General features: G+C 74.7%; 15 protein-coding genes and 1 pseudogene. 9 read left to right on the forward strand and 7 right to left on the reverse strand.

Annotated features, from left to right (window positions below; genetic code table 11):
* Positions 1-2: 2 nt before the first annotated feature.
* From CP981_RS20935 to CP981_RS20945, 3 genes are all read left to right on the forward strand, one after another.
* Positions 3-722 carry a helix-turn-helix transcriptional regulator gene (locus CP981_RS20935; protein WP_085928079.1) on the forward strand — a complete coding sequence of 240 codons (720 nt, stop codon included), beginning with the start codon at positions 3-5 and terminating at the stop codon, positions 720-722.
* Between the two features lie 173 nt (positions 723-895).
* Entirely contained in the window at positions 896-1,750 is an 855-nt protein-coding gene (locus tag CP981_RS20940) for an ABC transporter ATP-binding protein (protein ID WP_085928080.1), read from the forward strand.
* Positions 1,747-4,290, forward strand: coding sequence for an ABC transporter permease (locus CP981_RS20945; RefSeq protein ID WP_085928081.1), 2,544 nt, complete (start codon positions 1,747-1,749; stop codon positions 4,288-4,290). Before CP981_RS20940 ends, CP981_RS20945 begins: the two co-directional genes overlap by 4 nt.
* Positions 4,291-4,366: 76 nt before the next feature.
* Here the strand turns inward: CP981_RS20945 and CP981_RS20950 are convergent, their stop codons facing one another.
* Positions 4,367-5,011 carry a response regulator gene (locus CP981_RS20950; RefSeq protein WP_085928082.1) on the reverse strand — a complete coding sequence of 215 codons (645 nt, stop codon included), beginning with the start codon at positions 5,009-5,011 and terminating at the stop codon, positions 4,367-4,369.
* The gene (locus CP981_RS20955; RefSeq protein WP_085928083.1) at positions 4,999-6,180 is read right to left on the reverse strand and encodes a sensor histidine kinase; all 1,182 of its coding nucleotides are present in this window, start codon (positions 6,178-6,180) and stop codon (positions 4,999-5,001) included. The genes CP981_RS20950 and CP981_RS20955 overlap by 13 nt, the downstream gene beginning before the upstream one ends.
* Before the next feature lie 189 nt (positions 6,181-6,369).
* Between CP981_RS20955 and CP981_RS37800 the strand changes: the two genes are divergently transcribed.
* Entirely contained in the window at positions 6,370-6,534 is a 165-nt protein-coding gene (locus tag CP981_RS37800) for a hypothetical protein (RefSeq protein ID WP_167536121.1), read from the forward strand.
* A 75-nt stretch (positions 6,535-6,609) separates the two neighbouring features.
* Here CP981_RS37800 and CP981_RS20960 read toward each other — a convergent pair.
* A pseudogene (locus CP981_RS20960) lies at positions 6,610-6,765 on the reverse strand (arsenic transporter); the annotation flags it as partial.
* Positions 6,766-6,885: 120 nt separating this feature from the next.
* Positions 6,886-7,383 carry a MarR family winged helix-turn-helix transcriptional regulator gene (locus CP981_RS20965; RefSeq protein WP_085928084.1) on the reverse strand — a complete coding sequence of 166 codons (498 nt, stop codon included), beginning with the start codon at positions 7,381-7,383 and terminating at the stop codon, positions 6,886-6,888.
* Between the two features lie 61 nt (positions 7,384-7,444).
* On the opposite strand from CP981_RS20965, the gene CP981_RS20970 reads away from it, so the two are divergent.
* Complete coding sequence (locus CP981_RS20970) at positions 7,445-8,575, forward strand: questin oxidase family protein (RefSeq protein WP_085928085.1); 1,131 nt, start codon at positions 7,445-7,447, stop codon at positions 8,573-8,575.
* A 10-nt stretch (positions 8,576-8,585) separates the two neighbouring features.
* On the opposite strand, the gene CP981_RS20975 is transcribed toward CP981_RS20970, so the two are convergent.
* Genes CP981_RS20975 through CP981_RS20985 form a run of 3 tightly spaced genes read right to left on the reverse strand, consistent with a single transcriptional unit; the run spans position 8,586 to position 11,283 of the window.
* Positions 8,586-9,077: a GerMN domain-containing protein gene (locus tag CP981_RS20975; protein ID WP_085928086.1), complete on the reverse strand. Its 492-nt coding sequence runs from the start codon at positions 9,075-9,077 to the stop codon at positions 8,586-8,588.
* A complete protein-coding gene (locus CP981_RS20980; protein WP_085928087.1) occupies positions 9,074-10,591 on the reverse strand; it encodes a sensor histidine kinase in 1,518 nt (505 codons plus the stop codon). Before CP981_RS20980 ends, CP981_RS20975 begins: the two co-directional genes overlap by 4 nt.
* Before the next feature lie 5 nt (positions 10,592-10,596).
* Positions 10,597-11,283: a response regulator transcription factor gene (locus tag CP981_RS20985; protein WP_085928088.1), complete on the reverse strand. Its 687-nt coding sequence runs from the start codon at positions 11,281-11,283 to the stop codon at positions 10,597-10,599.
* A 132-nt stretch (positions 11,284-11,415) separates the two neighbouring features.
* Here CP981_RS20985 and CP981_RS20990 point away from each other — a divergent pair, with 132 nt between their 5' ends.
* The 4 genes from CP981_RS20990 (at position 11,416) to CP981_RS21005 (ending at position 15,066) form a co-directional block, all read left to right on the forward strand.
* Positions 11,416-12,048 (forward strand): hypothetical protein, encoded by a 633-nt coding sequence (locus CP981_RS20990; protein WP_085928089.1) that lies wholly within the window; start codon positions 11,416-11,418, stop codon positions 12,046-12,048.
* Between the two features lie 77 nt (positions 12,049-12,125).
* The gene (locus tag CP981_RS20995; protein ID WP_085928092.1) at positions 12,126-13,148 is read left to right on the forward strand and encodes a peptidoglycan-binding protein; all 1,023 of its coding nucleotides are present in this window, start codon (positions 12,126-12,128) and stop codon (positions 13,146-13,148) included.
* Complete coding sequence (locus tag CP981_RS21000) at positions 13,145-13,873, forward strand: ABC transporter ATP-binding protein (RefSeq protein ID WP_085928090.1); 729 nt, start codon at positions 13,145-13,147, stop codon at positions 13,871-13,873. Before CP981_RS20995 ends, CP981_RS21000 begins: the two co-directional genes overlap by 4 nt.
* Entirely contained in the window at positions 13,870-15,066 is a 1,197-nt protein-coding gene (locus CP981_RS21005) for an ABC transporter permease (protein ID WP_085928091.1), read from the forward strand. The genes CP981_RS21000 and CP981_RS21005 overlap by 4 nt, the downstream gene beginning before the upstream one ends.
* Positions 15,067-15,171: the final 105 nt, after the last annotated feature.

Raw genomic sequence — 15,171 nt, forward strand, 5'->3', positions numbered from 1 at the left:
GGATGAACCGCACTGCCCGGCTCTATGCGCTGGTCGAAGAGTTGCGCGCGGCGGCGCCGCGGCCGCTGACGGTCGCGGCGCTGGCCGCGCGGTTCGAGGTGAGCGGGCGCACGGTGCAGCGCGACCTCCAGGCGCTGATGGAGACCGGTGTCCCGGTACGCACCACCCCCGGGCGGGGCGGCGGCTGGTCGATCGACCCGGACATGACCCTGCCCCCGATCCACTTCACCACCGAGGAAGCCTCGGCCCTGGCCGTCGCCCTCGCCGCGGCCGACGCCGCCGCCCCGTACGCCGCCGCGGCCCGCACGGCGGCTCAGAAGATCGCGGCCTCGATGTCCGGCCCCGCCTCGGCGGCCGCACAGGACCTCGCCGCACGGATCGTCGCGCTGCCCTCGCCCGCCCACGCCACGGTCCGCACCGCGGTGGAACAGGCCCTCACCACCCACACGGTGCTGCGGCTGTCCTACACCGACGCGGCGGGACGCGTGAGCGACCGCGTGGTGGAACCGGCCGGACTGCTCACCGCCAAGGGCAGGTGGTACCTCATCGCCTGGTGCCGCACGCGCCAGGCAGGCCGGGGCTTCCGGCTGGACCGCATCACCGCAGCGGCTCCCACTACGGAGCAGGCGCAGCCGCACGACCTGACGGAACTCCTGCGCGCCTCGGCGGCGGCCGACGCGGTGCGGCCCACCACGCTGGCTCCCCTCACCACCCCGCGGTGAGAAACCGGGCGCCGCTCCGGTGTCCGGTCACGGCCCCGGCCCGCTCGCCCCCGCCTGTGGTGGAGTGCGCTCCACCCTGAAGACGGGACCGTGCTCTCTCCTCCGGGCGCCCCGCCGTTTCTAGCGTCATCAGTGGCCCGGTGATCCATCCGACCCACTGAGAGGGCGTGCGTATGTTCCGGCGGCGGCGAGGTCCGGCGACTGCTACCGCAGAGCGGGTGGTGGTGGAGGGGGTGTCCGACGCGCTCACCCTGGAAGGGGTCGGCCGGGAGTACCGGCGCGGGGCGCTCGCCCTGCACCCCGTCGATCTCGCGGTGCCCCGGGGGCGGTTCCTCGCGGTCATGGGGCCGTCCGGCTCGGGGAAGTCGACCCTGTTGCAGTGCGCGGCCGGGCTCGACCGGCCGACGGCGGGAACGGTGCGCATCGGCGGTACGGAGGTGTCCGCGCTCTCTGAGGCCGCGCTGACCCGGCTGCGGCGCGAGCGCGTCGGGTTCGTGTTCCAGGCCCACCATCTCGTGCCGTCGCTGACCGTCGCGGAGAACGTCGCGCTGCCGCTGCTGCTCGGCGGCACGACCGGGACGGAGCGGGTGCGGCAGGGGCTCGCGGACGTCGGGCTGGGGGAGCGGGGGGACGCCGCGCCGGCGGAGCTGTCCGGCGGGCAGTGCCAGCGGGTGGCGATCGCCCGCGCGCTGGTCACCGGGCCCGACATCGTCTTCGCCGACGAGCCCACGGGGTCCCTCGATCCCGCCGCCGCGCACGACGTGCTCGCCCTGCTGCGCCGGGCCGTCGACCGGGACGGCCACACCGTCGTCATGGTCACGCACGATCCGGCCGCCGCGGCCTGGACGGATGAGGCACTCTTCCTCGCCGGGGGACGGGTCGTCGGGAGCGTGACGTGTCCTGATGCGGCACAAGTGAGCCGCATCATGCGGGGCTTGGGGCGCGGGGAGGGCGCGGCGTCGGACGGGGGAGACGTGCGGGTCGGAGGCGGGCGGCACGAGGCGTCGGACGGGGGTCGCGCGGCATGAGGGTGACCACGTTCCTCGCCGCCCGCGCCGCCCGTACGCACCGCAGGGCCTGGGCCGCCGTCTTCGCCGCGCTCGCCGTCACCTCCCTGCTGCTCGGCGCCCTCGCGCTCGCCCTCGCCTCGGCCGGGCTCGGGCATCCGCGGGTGGCGCGCTACGCGGCGGCGCCGCTCGTCGTGGCCGGGGACCAGCACACCCGCTTCACCGCCACGCCGTGGGGCAGCGAACCCCGGACCGCCGAGGCCGGGCTCACCGAGCGGGTGCGTGTCCCGGCGGCCGCCCTCGGGGTGGTGCGGAAAGTGCCCGGGGTGCGGGCGGCGGTCGCCGACGCGGTGTTCCCGGTGGGGCGGGCCGGGCGCGCCGCCGTCGGGCGGCCCTGGACTGCCGCGCGGCTGGCGCCCCGTGCCGTACGGGACGGCCGTGCGCCGCGGCGTGCGCACGAGGTGGTGGTGGGCGGCGCGGCCCGGGTCGGGGCGCGCACGGTGCTGCGGGTGCGGGGCATCGACACGGCGTACACCGTCGTCGGTGTCGCCGACGGGCCGCGGGACGCCGTCTACTTCACGGAGGGCGAAGCCCGCCGCCTGGCCGGGCATCCGGGCTCCCTGGACGCGATCGGGGTGCTCGCCCGGCCCGGTGTGCCGACCGAGGAGCTGGCCGCCCGGGTGCGGGCGGCGCTGGACGCGGCGGGGGCCCGGAGCGTCGGACCGCGGGCGGACGGGGATGCGGCCGGCCTGCGCGTACTGACCGGGAACGGGCGCGGCGCCGCCGAGTTCCTCGACGCCGGACCGGCCCGTGTGGGGCTGCTGGAGCTGCTCGGCTCGGTGGCCGCCACCGTCGTGCTGACCGCCTTGCTGGTGGTGTCGTCGACGGTGGTGCAGGCGCTGCGGCAACGCGCGGGTGAGCTGGGGCTGTTGCGGGCGGTCGGGGCGACGCCGCGGCAGGTGCGCGGGGCGGTGGGGAAGGAGGTGGGGCGGGTCGCGGTCGGAGCGGCGCTGGTGGGGGCCGTCGGCGCGGTCCCGGCGTATCTCGCGCTGCGCGGGGTGTTGGACGCCCGCGGCGCGCTGCCGGCCGGGCTCGAACTCCCCCTCCCGCCCTGGCTGTGGTCCGCGCCGCTGGTCGGCGCCGTGGTGACGGTCCTGATGGCGCGGCTCGCGGCGGTGCTCGCCGGGGCCGGGGCCGCCAAGCTGCGCCCGGCGGAGGCGCTGCGCGAGGCGGCGCCCGGCACGGCCCGCAAGGTCACCGGGCTGGTGCTGCTGCTCGCCGGCGTCAGCTCGGCGGGGACCGCGGCCCTCCAGAGCGGGGCGGCCGCCGGGGCCGCGGCCGGGGCGGCCGCGGTGACGATGGTGAGCGCCTGCGCGCTGCTCGGGCCGTGGATCGCGGACGGTGCGATGCGGGTGCTGGGGGCGCCGCTGCAGCGGTTCTGCGGTCCGGCCGGCCATCTCGCCGCCGCCAACTGCCGTGCGGCGGCCCGTCGTTCGGGAGCGGCTCTGACGCCCGTCGTGCTGGTCACCGCGTTCATCGGCGTCCAGCTCTCGGCGGGGGCGACGCTCACCCACGCGGGGGCGGCGCAGGCCCAAGAGGCGCTGCGGGCCGGCCTCGCGGTACGGGCGGACGGCGGGCTGCCGGCCGGGGCCATGGAGCGGATCCGCGGCGTGCCGGGGGTGCGGGCGGCGACGGACGTGGTGCCCGGCACGGTGGTACTGGCCCGGCGCGAGACCGGCGAGCCCCGGCTCGACCGGCTGCTGGTCCTCGGCGTCACCCCGCAGCGGCTGACGCGGACCCTCGACCCGGGGGTGCGCGAGGGGACCGTACGACACCTACGGCCCGGCACGGTCGCGGTCGGTGCCGACCGGGCGCGCTCGCTCGATCTGCGGCCCGGCGCGACGGTGAGTCTGCGCTTCGGCGACGGGGCCCCGGCCCGGCTCCGGGTCGTCGCGGTCTACGAACGGTCGCTGGCCCTGGGGGACTTCCTCTTCTCCCGGGACGAACTGCTGCGGCACGGGTCACGGCCGGACGGCGCACGGGTGCTGGTCACGGTCGCACCGGGCGGGGACCGCACGGCGGTCGCGGCGGCGCTGGCGGCGGCGGTGCCGGGGGCGCGGGTGGAGACCTCACCCGCACCGGTACGGGTCGCCGCGGAGGCCCAGGCGCTCACCGAAGTGGTCACGATGGCGGCGGTCTCGGTGATCGGGGGCTGCACGGTGATCGCGGTGCTGAGCACCCTGTCGCTGATCGCGTTCGGCCGCCGCCCCGAGCTGCGGCTGCTGCGGCTGGCGGGGGCGGGACGGCGCACAGTGCGGCGGATGCTGCGGCTGGAGGCGGCGGCCCTGGCGCTCACCGGGCTGGCCGTGGGAGCCGCGGTGGCCACGGTGCCGCTGCTGGCGTTCAGCCTGGGGGTGGCCCGTACGGTGCCGCATCTGCCGCCGGTACCCGCCGTGGTGATCGTCGCCGTGGTGGCCGCGACGACGGGTGCGGGGACGCTGCTGCCGGCGCGGGCGGTGCTGCGGGGGCGGTATCCGGGGAGCGGGGCGACGGGTGGGTGAGCGGGTGGACGGCCACCGGCGCGCCCGCCTGCCGGGGCGGGTCCGCCACACCCCGGACGCGACGTCCCGCCCCGCCCTACCCCCCGTTCAGATACGCCAGTACCGCCAGCACCCGCCGATGGCCGCTGTCGCCCGCCGGCAGGCCCAGCTTCGCGAAGACATTGCCGATGTGTTTGCTGACCGCCCGGTCCGACACCACCAGCAGCCGGGCGATGGTGGTGTTGTCCCGGCCCTCCGCCATCAGGTGCAGCACCTCCCGCTCGCGCGGGGTCAGCGTGTCGAGCGGATCGTCGCGGCGCCGGGTCATCAGCTCCGTGACGACCTCCGGGTCCAGCGCGGTGCCGCCCGCCGCGACGCGTTCCAGCGCGTCCAGGAACTCGTCGACCCGGCCCACCCGCTCCTTCAGCAGATAGCCGACCCCGCTCGCCCCGCCGCCCAGCAACTCCGCGGCGTACGCCTCCTCCACGTACTGGGACAGCACCAGCACCGGCAGCCCGGGGACCTCCCGCCGGGCCGCCAGCGCCGCCCGCAGGCCCTCGTCGCGGAAGCCGGGCGGCATCCGGACGTCCAGCACGGCGGCGTCCGGGCGGTGTTCGAGGAGCGCGGGCAGCACCTCGGGCCCGCTGGCGGCCACCGCGGCCACCTCGTGCCCGGCGGAGGTCAGCAGCAGCACCAGCCCCTCTCTGAGCAGGGCGTTGTCCTCGGCGATCACCACACGCACGGCAGCTCCACATCGATCACGGTCGGGCCCCCGGCGGGGCTGGTCACTTCCACGGTCCCGTCGAGCGCCGCGACCCGGCGCCGGATGCCGAGCAGCCCACTGCCGCCCGAGGCCCCCGGGGAGCCGGTCTCCGCGCCGCCGCGGCCTTCGTCACGTACCGACAGCGTCAACCCGCCGGGCCTGCGGGCCAGTTCCACCCGGGCCCGGTCCGCCCCGCTGTGTTTGGCGGCGTTGGTCAGGGCCTCGGCGACGACGAAGTACGCGGCCGCCTCGACCGCCGCCGGTGCGCGCGGGCCCTCCGCCAGCCCGTCCTCGCACACCGCCACCTCCAGGCCGCTGCTCGCCGCGAGCGCCCGCACGGCTCCCACCAGGCCCCGGTCGGTGAGGATCGGCGGATGGATGCCGCGGACCACCTGACGCAGCTCGGTGAGGGCCTCCTCAGCCTGGTTCTGTGCGTCGTCGAGGAGCGTGCGGGCGGCCTCGGGGTCCTTGTCGTAGGCCCGCCGGGCCAGCCCCACCCGCATCGAGAGCGCCACCAGCCGGGCCTGGGTGCCGTCGTGCAGATCCCGTTCGATACGCCGCAGTTCGGCGCCGTGCGCGGCGACGGCGCCGGCCCGGGTCACGGTCAGCTCCTCGACCCGCTCGGCGAGCCGGGCCCGGTGCCCGCTGTCCGGCGACGGCCGCAGCAGCGCATGGGACCAGGCCGCGTCGAGGTCGGCGAGGCGCCCGATCAGCGGCAGGACAACGGCCCGGCGCCCCAGCAGCCCGCACCACACCCCGTCGACGAGCAGTCCGACGGCCCACAGCGGCAGCGCGAGATACGCCAGCAGCCAGCCGTAGCCGAAGTGGGCGGCGAGCCAGCGCAGATCCCGGTACGTGCCGGGATCCGCGAGCGCGGTACGCACCCGTGCCGACAGCGCCCCGGTGAGCGGCAGATACGCCTCCGGCACCGGCACACCCGTCCACGCCGCCACCCGCCGCCGCTTGAACCCGGCCATCCTGCGCAGCAGCAGAACCGTCTCGGGCAGCACGCCCGCGCCGACCACGATCACCGTCACCACGGCGGTGAACAACAGCAGCCCGAGGAAGAGATACGACAGCAGCGCCAGCCCGCCCGCCGTCATCAGCTGAGCCGTGGCCCGCCCCGCCCGCCGCATCGTCTCCCCCATGGGGCTCAGGCTAAGGGACCGCCACCAGGGGCGCGGGCGGGTGTGCTCCCCGGCCGGGGTGTAGCGCGCTACACCCCGCATTCGGGAGGACGCTCCCTCGAACCGGCGGCCGGCGGCGAGCAGGCTGGGACGCAGCGATACCCGCCGCAGCCCGGTGCGGCGGGTGACCCTCCGGAAGGAAGAACTCCCATGAAGGCCCTGCTCTGGTGCGTGCTCGTGCTCGCCCTCCTCTTCAATGTCGCCACCAGCTTCGCCTTCGACGGGGTGCAGCAGGTGCTGGTCAGCGTCAGCAGCGGGGTCGTGGTGATCGGGTCGGGGGTGGGCCTGTTCCTGATGCGCACCAAGCGGTCCTGAGGTGGCGCGAGTGGCTCTGAGGCGCGCAGGCGGTCCTGAGAGGGCCGGGTGCGGCCCTGAGGCGGGCGGTGCCGGTCAGGTGCCGGTCAGCCGGAGCGAGACCCAGAGCGCCACGGTCGCCAGGGGCAGCGCGGCAGGCACCGTGAGCAGGCCGAGCACGGTGAATTCCCGCAGGGCGACGTCGTGTTCGTGGTGGTGGACGATGCGCCGCCACAGCAGGGTGGCCAGGGACAGGGATTCGGCGAGCACCATGCGCTGAATGATCCCGTCCGCCCGGCGGCCGCCGCGTCACCGGCCAGGCCCCTCGGGCGGCCCGGTCCGCGCGCTCGCCCGTACCTCTGGCGCTCGCCCCTACCGCTCGCCCTGGACCTCGCGGACCCAGCCCGTCAGGCCCGCCAGGAAACCGGCCCGTTCGCCCGGCGACAGCCCGTCCAGGGCGCGCAGCAGCGGCTCGGTCCGGCGGGCGACGAAGGTTTCGAGCGGCGGGCGGAAGTCCTCGGCCAGGGACACCAGGATCCGGCGGCGGTTGGCCGGGTCCTCGGCGCGCTCCACGATCCCGGCCCGGCTCAGGCCGCCGACCAGCTCGCTGGCGGTGGGCAGCGACACATGGAGCCGCCGGGCGATCTCGCCGACGGTCAGCGGCTGCCCGGCCAGCAGCTGCGGGAGGACGGCGCCGTGGCGCGGGGTCAGCCCGTTGGTCTCCATCGCCTCACGCAGCGGCGCCGGCATCAGCTCCCGCACCACTCCGCCACGGAAGAACGGCTCCAACAGCGGTACCAGGCCGACGATTTCGACCTCGTCGGGGGTCGGTACCCGGGGCGCCTTCCCGGCCTCGTGCGTGTGCGGCATACTGCGCAGTCTAGATGGTTTGGTTTTCCAAACTGTTGGGACATCCGAAAGGTGAAGCCCTATGCCGTCGATCAGCTACCACGAGGCGCTCAATGACGCGCTGGAGCGCATGGACGACCTCGGATACGAACGCGGGCAGGGCGTCGATCTCGCCAACCACGGCCCGATGGGCGCCGAGGCGCTCGCCCTGCTGGGGCAGGAGGACGCGGTCGCCTCCTGGGTCCGGCGCTACCGGCGGGCCATGGAGCACCATGCACCGCCCGCAGCCCGCTTCGCCCTGGACCCCGCGGACGAGTCCTCCTGGCGCCCCGCGCTCGGCGACTTCCCCCGCGCCGGGGACTGGGAGCGGCTCTTCGTCCGCGAACTGGCCGAGGCGCACTGGCGCGAGGTCCTCGTCCGGTGGTGGCCGCGCCTGATCCCGGGCCTGTTCGCCGGACTGACCCACGGCCTGATCCGCACCGCCCACGCGGTCCGGGGCCTGTACGCCGCCTCCAAGCCCACCCAGCTCCAGCTGAACGAACTCGCGCGCGGGCTGGCGTACTGGGCCGCCCGCTACACCGCGCTGCCCGGCCGGCCCCGGCTGCGCGGCCGCTACGACCTGCCGGCCGCGGTCGCCGCGCTGCCCCGGGTGCCGCAGGACGGCGGATTCGGGCCCGGCACCGCCCGCCACCGTCTGGACACCCTCGCCGAACTGCCCGGCTACCAGGACGCGCTGGAGTGGCCCGCCCAGGAACCGGCCCCCCGGATGCTGTCCGAGATGACCGTCCAGTTCGCCGATGTCTACCTCGGCCACCCGGAGGTGTACCCGGTCCCGCTGATCCACGGCGTCACCGCGCCCGCCGCCGTACGCCTGGTGCTCCCGCAGCTGCCGCCCGAGCTGCACGAACCGACGCTGGACCGGCTGTGGCAGGTACAGACGGCGTTTCTGCTGGCCTTCACCACCGACCGGCGTGACGAGGGCACGGCGGCCTGGCGGTCGTCGCTCGGCGACCTGCCACCGCTGGGCGAACTCGGCGCCCGCGCCGCCGACCACGGCGACGAGCACGTCATCAAATTCACCGAGGCCTGTCTGCGCGAATACGCCCTGCGGCCCGATCCGCGCTATCCCGCCGCCGCGTTCGCCGCCCAGCGGCGCATCCCCCGCCTGGATGGCGGCGGTGGCGTCGGCGGTGTGCGGGCCGGTACGCCGTAGCCCGGGGGCTTCAGGGCGCCAGGAACTGCTGGCACTGGTACGGCCCGGCGCGTCCCCGCTCGCCGACGATGGTCACCTGGACCTTGTCCGGACGGGTGCCGTGGAGGAGGACCTCGGCCCGGGCGAGGGTGCAGACCAACTGGCCGGTGCCCTGGTCCTGGGGGGAGGTGAAGCCGAAGCGCGGGGCGGTGACGGTGACATGGCCCCGGTGGGCGGTGGCGCGGTAGCCGACCTCCGGGAGGACATTGGTCAGCCCCTCGTCCCGCTCGGCCGGGGACGGTCCGCTGAACAACAGCTTGAAGACATCGTCGAGTTGATCGATTGTCCGGTCGGGCCGGGCCACTCCGCGCGGACCGCGGTCGGAGGCGAAGTAGATCCGCATGCCCTGCGAGATCCCCGAAGGGGCGGTGCCGCCGTCCGTGACGCCGGTGGGACGGATGCCGCAGCCGGTGGCGGCGAGGGCGAGCACACAGCAGGTGAGGGCGGCGCGCGCAGGCGTCATGAGGCGGATTCCGTACGGTGGGGGAGGCGGAGGACGAAGACGGCGCCGACATCCGGCGCCGGGGGCGCGAGTTCGATCGTGCCGCCGTGCAGCCGGGCGTTCTCCAGGGCGATGGCCATTCCCAGGCCGCTGCCCTCGGAGCGGGTGCGGGCGCTGTCGGCCTTGTAGAAGCGGTCGAAGACATGCGGGGCGGCCTCGGGGGCCAGCCCCGGGCCGTGGTCCGCGACCGCGAGGGTGAGCTGCCCGTCCGCCGCCCGCACGGTGACGGTCACCGGCGGGGCACCGTGCCGGAGGGCGTTGCCGACGAGGTTGGCGACGATGACATCGAGCCGGCGGCGGTCGAGCCGGGCCCGGATGCCCGGCGGGAGATCGGCCTCGACCCGGTCGGTCCAGCCGCGGGCCGCGAGCGTGCCGCGCACCGCCTCGGCCAGATCCACCTCGTGCACCGTGAGCGCCACGGCGCGGGCGTCGAAGCGGGATATCTCGATGAGGTCGTCGACCAGCCGGGCCAGCCTGGCGGTTTCCGCGCTGACCGTACGGGCGGCGTGCGCGGCGTCGGGGGTGAGCTGGTCGGCGTCCTCCTCCAGGACGCTGGAGACCATGGTCATGGCCGCCAGCGGGGTGCGCAGCTCATGGGAGACATCGGCGACGAAGCGGCGGGCCAGTGCCTCCTGTGCGCGCAGTTCGCCCACGGAGTGCTCCAGCGCACCGGCCGTCTCGTTGAAGGTGTGGGCGAGTTCGGCGAGTTCGTCGCGGCCCTTCTCCTCGACCCGGATGGTCAGTTCGCCGGTGGCCAGCCGGCGGGTGGCGCGCGCCAGTCTGCGCACCGGCCGCAGCACCGTACGGGCCGCGAGCAGCGCCAGGACCGCGGACAGCAGCAGCACGGGCACCAGGCCGCTCTGCACACTGCGCACCAGATCGGCGGTGTCGCGTGCCTCCTCCGCCAGCGACACGACCGCGAATACCTCGACCCCGGACAGCCGGCCGGCGCTGCCGCGCGGACCTGCGGAGTCCAGGCCGACCGGGGCGCCGAGCACCAGCCAGGGCTTCCCGCCGTGCTGCACCCGCTGGAGCGAGATCCGGGACTGGGTGCGCACGGCCGCGCGCAGCTCGGGGGTGATCCGGGTGCGGTCGGCGGACGGGTCGGAGGAGGCGGTGTAGTCGCGGTACTGGGCGACGACCAGGGAGCCGCGCAGGCCGGACGAGACATCGGACGCGAACCGGGCCATGGTGCGGGGGTCGGTGGGGACATCGAGCTCCGCCGCGAGCCGGTCGACGCGGTTGCGGAAATCCTCGACGGCGGCGCTCTGCGCCCGCTTGAGGACCGCGTCCCGCGATTCCTGGTACGCCAGCCCGGTGGCCGTGACCGCGCTGATCAGGGCGACCACGACGACGGTGATGACGAGCCGGCCGCGGAGCCCGTCGAGCCGCGGCAGCCGCGGACGGAACCGCGCAGCGGACCCCGCGGCCGCCGCCGCGGCGGGCTTCCCCCGGCTCCTCGTCCTCGTCCGCATCGCGCTCACACCGGACCGAAGCGATAGCCGAAACCGCGCACCGTCTGGATGTAGCGCGGTTTGGCGGGAAGGTCCTCCAGCTTGGCGCGCAGCCGCCCGACCGCCGCGTCCACCAGCCGGGAGTCGCCCAGGAAGTCGTGCTCCCAGACGGATGTCAGCAGCTGCTCCCGGCTGAAGACCCGGCCGGGGGCGGCCGACAGCTCCAGCAGCAGCCGCAGTTCCGTGGGCGGCAGGGGAACCGGGGTGCCGTGCTTGGTGACGCTCAGGCCGGCCCGGTCGATGACGAGCCCGGCGAAGTCGTCGGTGTCCGTGCGCGCCACCGGGCCGGCCCGTCGCAGCGCCGCCCGGATACGGGCCTCCAGCACCCGGCCGGTGATCGGCTTGACCACATAGTCGTCGGCGCCCGCCTCCAGCCCGCTGACCACGTCCAGATCGTCGCCGCGGGAGGTGAGCATGATGATCGGCAACTGGCCCCGGCCGCGGATGCGGCGGCAGACCTCGAAGCCGTCGATACCGGGCAGCATCAGATCGACCACCGCGATCTCGATGCCCCCGGCCCGCGGGCGGGACAGCAGCTCCAGACCCGCCTCGCCGGTGCCGACGGCATCGACCTCGTGGCCGTGCCGGCGGAGCACCAGCTCCATCCCGTCGCGTACGGAGGTGTCGTCCTCGATCAGCAGCACATGCGGCATAAGACCGAGTATGGGCGAGGGTTTGTGCAGCTCAGGGGTTATCCACAGGGTGAGATGCGGTCCGGCGGCATTGTTACGTTCTCATCATGCGGCGATGGAGCGGCCACCAACTCCGGCCCGGAAATTGGCCGCATGACGCAGAAGACCCGCCCCCGCTCCCGTGCCGCACGCCTCGCGCTGCTGCTCGCCGTCCCCGTCCTCGCCCTGACCACCGCCTGCGGTGGCACCGAGTCGTCCGATGACGGCGTCGCCTCCGTCAGTGACGCCCCCGCTGCCAGCCGCTCCAAGGACGGCGGCGACGCGTCCCCGGGCGGCGGGGCCCAGGGCAAGAGCGCGTTCTACGACGCACAGATGAAGTACGTCCAGTGCATGCGCAAGGAGGTCGACAAGGACTTCCCCGACCCCAAGCTGAGCGGCTATCTCGACTGGGCGAAGATCGACGATCTCATCGAGCGGACGGGCAAGGACGAGATATCCAAGGGCGGTGCGGAGGGCGAATGCACCAGCGACATGACGAAGGCCTCGAAGCTGGAGCCGCGCCGCGACACCCAGAAGGAATACGAGTCGATGCTCGCGCACGCCAAGTGCATGCGGGCCAACGGCGTATCGAAGTTCACCAACCCGCAGCTCCAGGACGGCAATGTCATCCCCGGCGGTGACCCCAACCCCGCCTCGCCGGAGGTCTCGCCGGATTCGCCCACCTACAAGCAGGCCCGCCAGGCGTGCAAGGACAAGCTGCTCGACGGCCTGGACGGCATGCAGTGAGCGAGCCGCGAAAGGGCCGCCGGTGGGGGATCGCGGTGGCGGCCGCGCTCACCGCGACCGCCGTCACCGCCGGTGTCATGATCGCCACCAATACGGGCAAGGACACCGCGGCCGCCGCCCGGAAGGCGAAGGCACCGGCCGGCACCACCGAGATCACCCGGACCGACCTCGTCCAGAGCAAGACCGTCGACGGACAGCTGGACTACGCACAGCGCCGGGCGGTGAAGTCCCCCGTGGAGGGCACCATCACCAAGGCCGCCGACGTGGGCAGGACCGTCGCGCTCGGGCAGCGGCTGTACGAGCGCGACGCCCGCCCGGTGGTGCTCCTCTACGGCTCGACCCCGATGTTCCGCACGATGAAGACCGGCGACCGCGGCCCGGACGTCCTCCAGCTGGAGCGCAACCTCCGCGATCTGGGCTTCGGTTCCGGCCTGTATGTGGACATCCGCTTCGACGCGGCGACCAAGGCGGCCGTCAAGGCGTGGCAGAAGTCCCTCGGCGTGATCGAGGCCAACGGTGAGGTCGGCAAGGGGGACGTCGTCTTCCAGCGCGGCCCCGTGCGGGTGGTCTCCGCCGACGCCGCCCTCGCCGACGGGATCGGTCCGGACAAGACGGTCCTGAAGGTCGCCTCCACCAAGCCCGTCGTGCGGGCCTCGCTCGACGAGGCCGACCGTGCGCTGGCGGCCAAGGACACCAAGGTGGAGATCTCCCTGCCCAGCGGCGGCACCCGGCGCGGCAAGGTCAGCGGGACCGTGGTGCCCGAGAGCGCCGGGGACGCCGAGGGGGGTGCCGTCGGCGGCTCGTCCAAGGACAGTGGCGTCGAGGTCGAGATCACCCTCGACGGCGGCGGCGAGCTCAAGGAGAAGGACCGGCAGGGCACGCTCAGCGTGAAGTTCGTCAGCGAGAGCCGTAAGGACGTGCTGACGGTTCCGGTGGAGGCGCTCGTCGCGCTGCGCGAGGGCGGCTACGGGCTGGACCTCGTCGACGGCGGCAAGAAGCGCACGGTGCAGGTCGAGGCGGGGCTGTCGGCCGACGGCCGGATCGAGGTCAGCGGTTCCGGTCTGCGCGAGGGCATGAAGGTCGGGACGGCCGAGCAATGACCCCAGCCGTGATCGAACTGCGCGCGGCCACCAAGACGTACCCGGGCGGGGTGCACGCCCTGCGGGGCGTGGACCTCCGGGTGGAGCGCGGCGAACTGACCGCCATCGTCGGCCCGTCCGGCTCCGGCAAATCCACTCTGCTCAACCTCCTCGGCACCCTCGACCGGGCCACCTCGGGCGAGGTCCGGGTGGCCGGGTACGACGTCAGCCGGCTGTCCGACGCCCAGCTCTCCGCGCTGCGCGCCCGGCACATCGGCTTCGTCTTCCAGCACTTCCACCTCGCCCCCGGCCGCAGCGCCCAGGACAACGTCGCCGACGGGCTGCTGTACGGCGGCACGGGCCTGCGCGAGCGCCGGTCCCGGGCCCGTACGGCCCTGGAAGAGGTGGGGCTCGGGCACCGCATCGGCCACCTCGCCCATCAGCTCTCGGGCGGTGAGAAGCAGCGGGTGGCGATCGCCCGCGCGCTGGTCGGCGAACCCGATCTGCTGCTCGCGGACGAACCGACCGGTGCGCTGGACACCGTCTCCGGCGCGCTGGTCATGAACCTCATCCGCGATCTGCACGCGGCCGGCCGGACGGTCTGCGTGATCACCCACGACCACGACATCGCCGACTCGCTGCCCCGCCGTATCCGCTTCCGCGACGGCGAGATCGTCGACGACTCCGGTGCCGTCCCGGCCGCACCCGGCTCCCCGTTGGAGCCCACCGAGGAGGTGACCCGATGAGCGGCCCCGCACTCCGCGCGGCCCGGCTCTCCCCGGCCGACGTGCTGCGGGTCGGCGCCGAGGGCCTGCGCAGCCGCCGTGCCCGGGTCGTGCTGTCCGCCCTGGGCATCGCGATCGGTATCGCCACGATGGTCGCGGTCATCGGGCTGTCCACGTCCAGCCGCGCCGATCTGCTCGACCGGCTGGACCGGCTCGGCACCAACCTGCTCACCGCCGAGGCGGGCCGGGACGCGATGGGCGACGAGATCAAATTCCCCAAGAGCGCGGTGGCGATGGTCGAACGGATCGGCCCGGTCGAGCACGCCACCGCCACCGGCGCGGTCGACGCCCGGGTGCGGCGCAGCGATGCCGTCCCGGAGGAGCTGGCGTCCGGTGTCACCGTCCAGGCCGCCCGCCCCGATCTGCTGGACGCCCTCAACGCCCGGGTGGATCAGGGGAACTGGCTGAACCGCGCCAGTGAACGGCTGCCCACGGTCGTGCTGGGCTCGGTGGCCGCCGACCGCCTCGGGATCACCGAACCCGGCGCCAAGATCCTGCTGAACGACCGCTGGTACGTCGTCACCGGCATCCTCGCCCCCATCGAGCTGGTGCCGACCCTGGACCGGATTGCCCTGGTCGGATACCCCTCCGCCGAGCGCTACTTGGGCTTCGACGGCCATCCGACCACGGTCTTCGAGCGGTCCACGGACGCCTCGGTCGAGGCGGTCCAGGGGGTCCTGGCCCGCACCGTCGCTCCGGGCAACGAGAGCGGGGTGAAGGTCTCCCGGCCCTCCGACGCCCTCGCGGCCAAGGCCGCCACCAACGAGGGGCTGACGTCACTGATGCTCGGCCTGGGCGCGGTGGCGCTGCTCGTCGGCGGGGTGGGCGTGGCCAACACCATGGTGATCTCGGTGCTGGAACGCCGTCAGGAGATCGGGCTGCGCCGTGCCCTGGGCGCGACGCGCGGCTCGATCCGGATCCAATTCCTCACCGAGTCGCTGCTGTTGTCGGCGCTCGGCGGGCTGGCGGGCGCGGCCCTCGGCGCCGCCGCCACCTTCGCCTTCGCCCGTGCGCAGGGGTGGACCACCGTCGTACCGCCCTGGTCCCTGGCCGGCGGTCTGGGCGCCACGCTCGTGATCGGGGTGATCGCCGGTCTCTATCCGGCCGTACGGGCCTCCCGGCTGCATCCGACGGTGGCGCTCAGCGCGACCTGAACCGACGGCGACGGTGCCGGTTCAGTGGCGCCCGGGCGGGCTTGGTGGGGCCGCCGCTAAGGGCGCCCGGACCGGCCTGTCGCGCTCTCCTCCCACGGTATCCGG

Origin of the sequence: Streptomyces platensis, assembly GCF_008704855.1 — a bacterium.
In the GTDB taxonomy this organism is placed as follows: Bacteria; Actinomycetota; Actinomycetes; order Streptomycetales; family Streptomycetaceae; genus Streptomyces; species Streptomyces platensis.

Excerpts from the sequence above, each read along its gene's own strand:
- CP981_RS21000 (WP_085928090.1), top strand. The coding sequence starts at position 13,145 with ATGACCCCAGCCGTGATCGAACTGCGCGCGGCCACCAAGACGTACCCG.
- CP981_RS20935 (WP_085928079.1), top strand. The coding sequence starts at position 3 with ATGAACCGCACTGCCCGGCTCTATGCGCTGGTCGAAGAGTTGCGCGCG.
- CP981_RS20985 (WP_085928088.1), bottom strand. The coding sequence starts at position 11,283 with ATGCCGCATGTGCTGCTGATCGAGGACGACACCTCCGTACGCGACGGG.
- CP981_RS20980 (WP_085928087.1), bottom strand. The coding sequence starts at position 10,591 with ATGCGGACGAGGACGAGGAGCCGGGGGAAGCCCGCCGCGGCGGCGGCC.
- CP981_RS20975 (WP_085928086.1), bottom strand. The coding sequence starts at position 9,077 with ATGACGCCTGCGCGCGCCGCCCTCACCTGCTGTGTGCTCGCCCTCGCC.
- CP981_RS20990 (WP_085928089.1), top strand. The coding sequence starts at position 11,416 with ATGACGCAGAAGACCCGCCCCCGCTCCCGTGCCGCACGCCTCGCGCTG.
- CP981_RS20965 (WP_085928084.1), bottom strand. The coding sequence starts at position 7,383 with ATGCCGCACACGCACGAGGCCGGGAAGGCGCCCCGGGTACCGACCCCC.
- CP981_RS20940 (WP_085928080.1), top strand. The coding sequence starts at position 896 with ATGTTCCGGCGGCGGCGAGGTCCGGCGACTGCTACCGCAGAGCGGGTG.
- CP981_RS21005 (WP_085928091.1), top strand. The coding sequence starts at position 13,870 with ATGAGCGGCCCCGCACTCCGCGCGGCCCGGCTCTCCCCGGCCGACGTG.
- CP981_RS20955 (WP_085928083.1), bottom strand. The coding sequence starts at position 6,180 with ATGGGGGAGACGATGCGGCGGGCGGGGCGGGCCACGGCTCAGCTGATG.
- CP981_RS37800 (WP_167536121.1), top strand. The coding sequence starts at position 6,370 with ATGAAGGCCCTGCTCTGGTGCGTGCTCGTGCTCGCCCTCCTCTTCAAT.
- CP981_RS20945 (WP_085928081.1), top strand. The coding sequence starts at position 1,747 with ATGAGGGTGACCACGTTCCTCGCCGCCCGCGCCGCCCGTACGCACCGC.
- CP981_RS20970 (WP_085928085.1), top strand. The coding sequence starts at position 7,445 with ATGCCGTCGATCAGCTACCACGAGGCGCTCAATGACGCGCTGGAGCGC.
- CP981_RS20995 (WP_085928092.1), top strand. The coding sequence starts at position 12,126 with ATGATCGCCACCAATACGGGCAAGGACACCGCGGCCGCCGCCCGGAAG.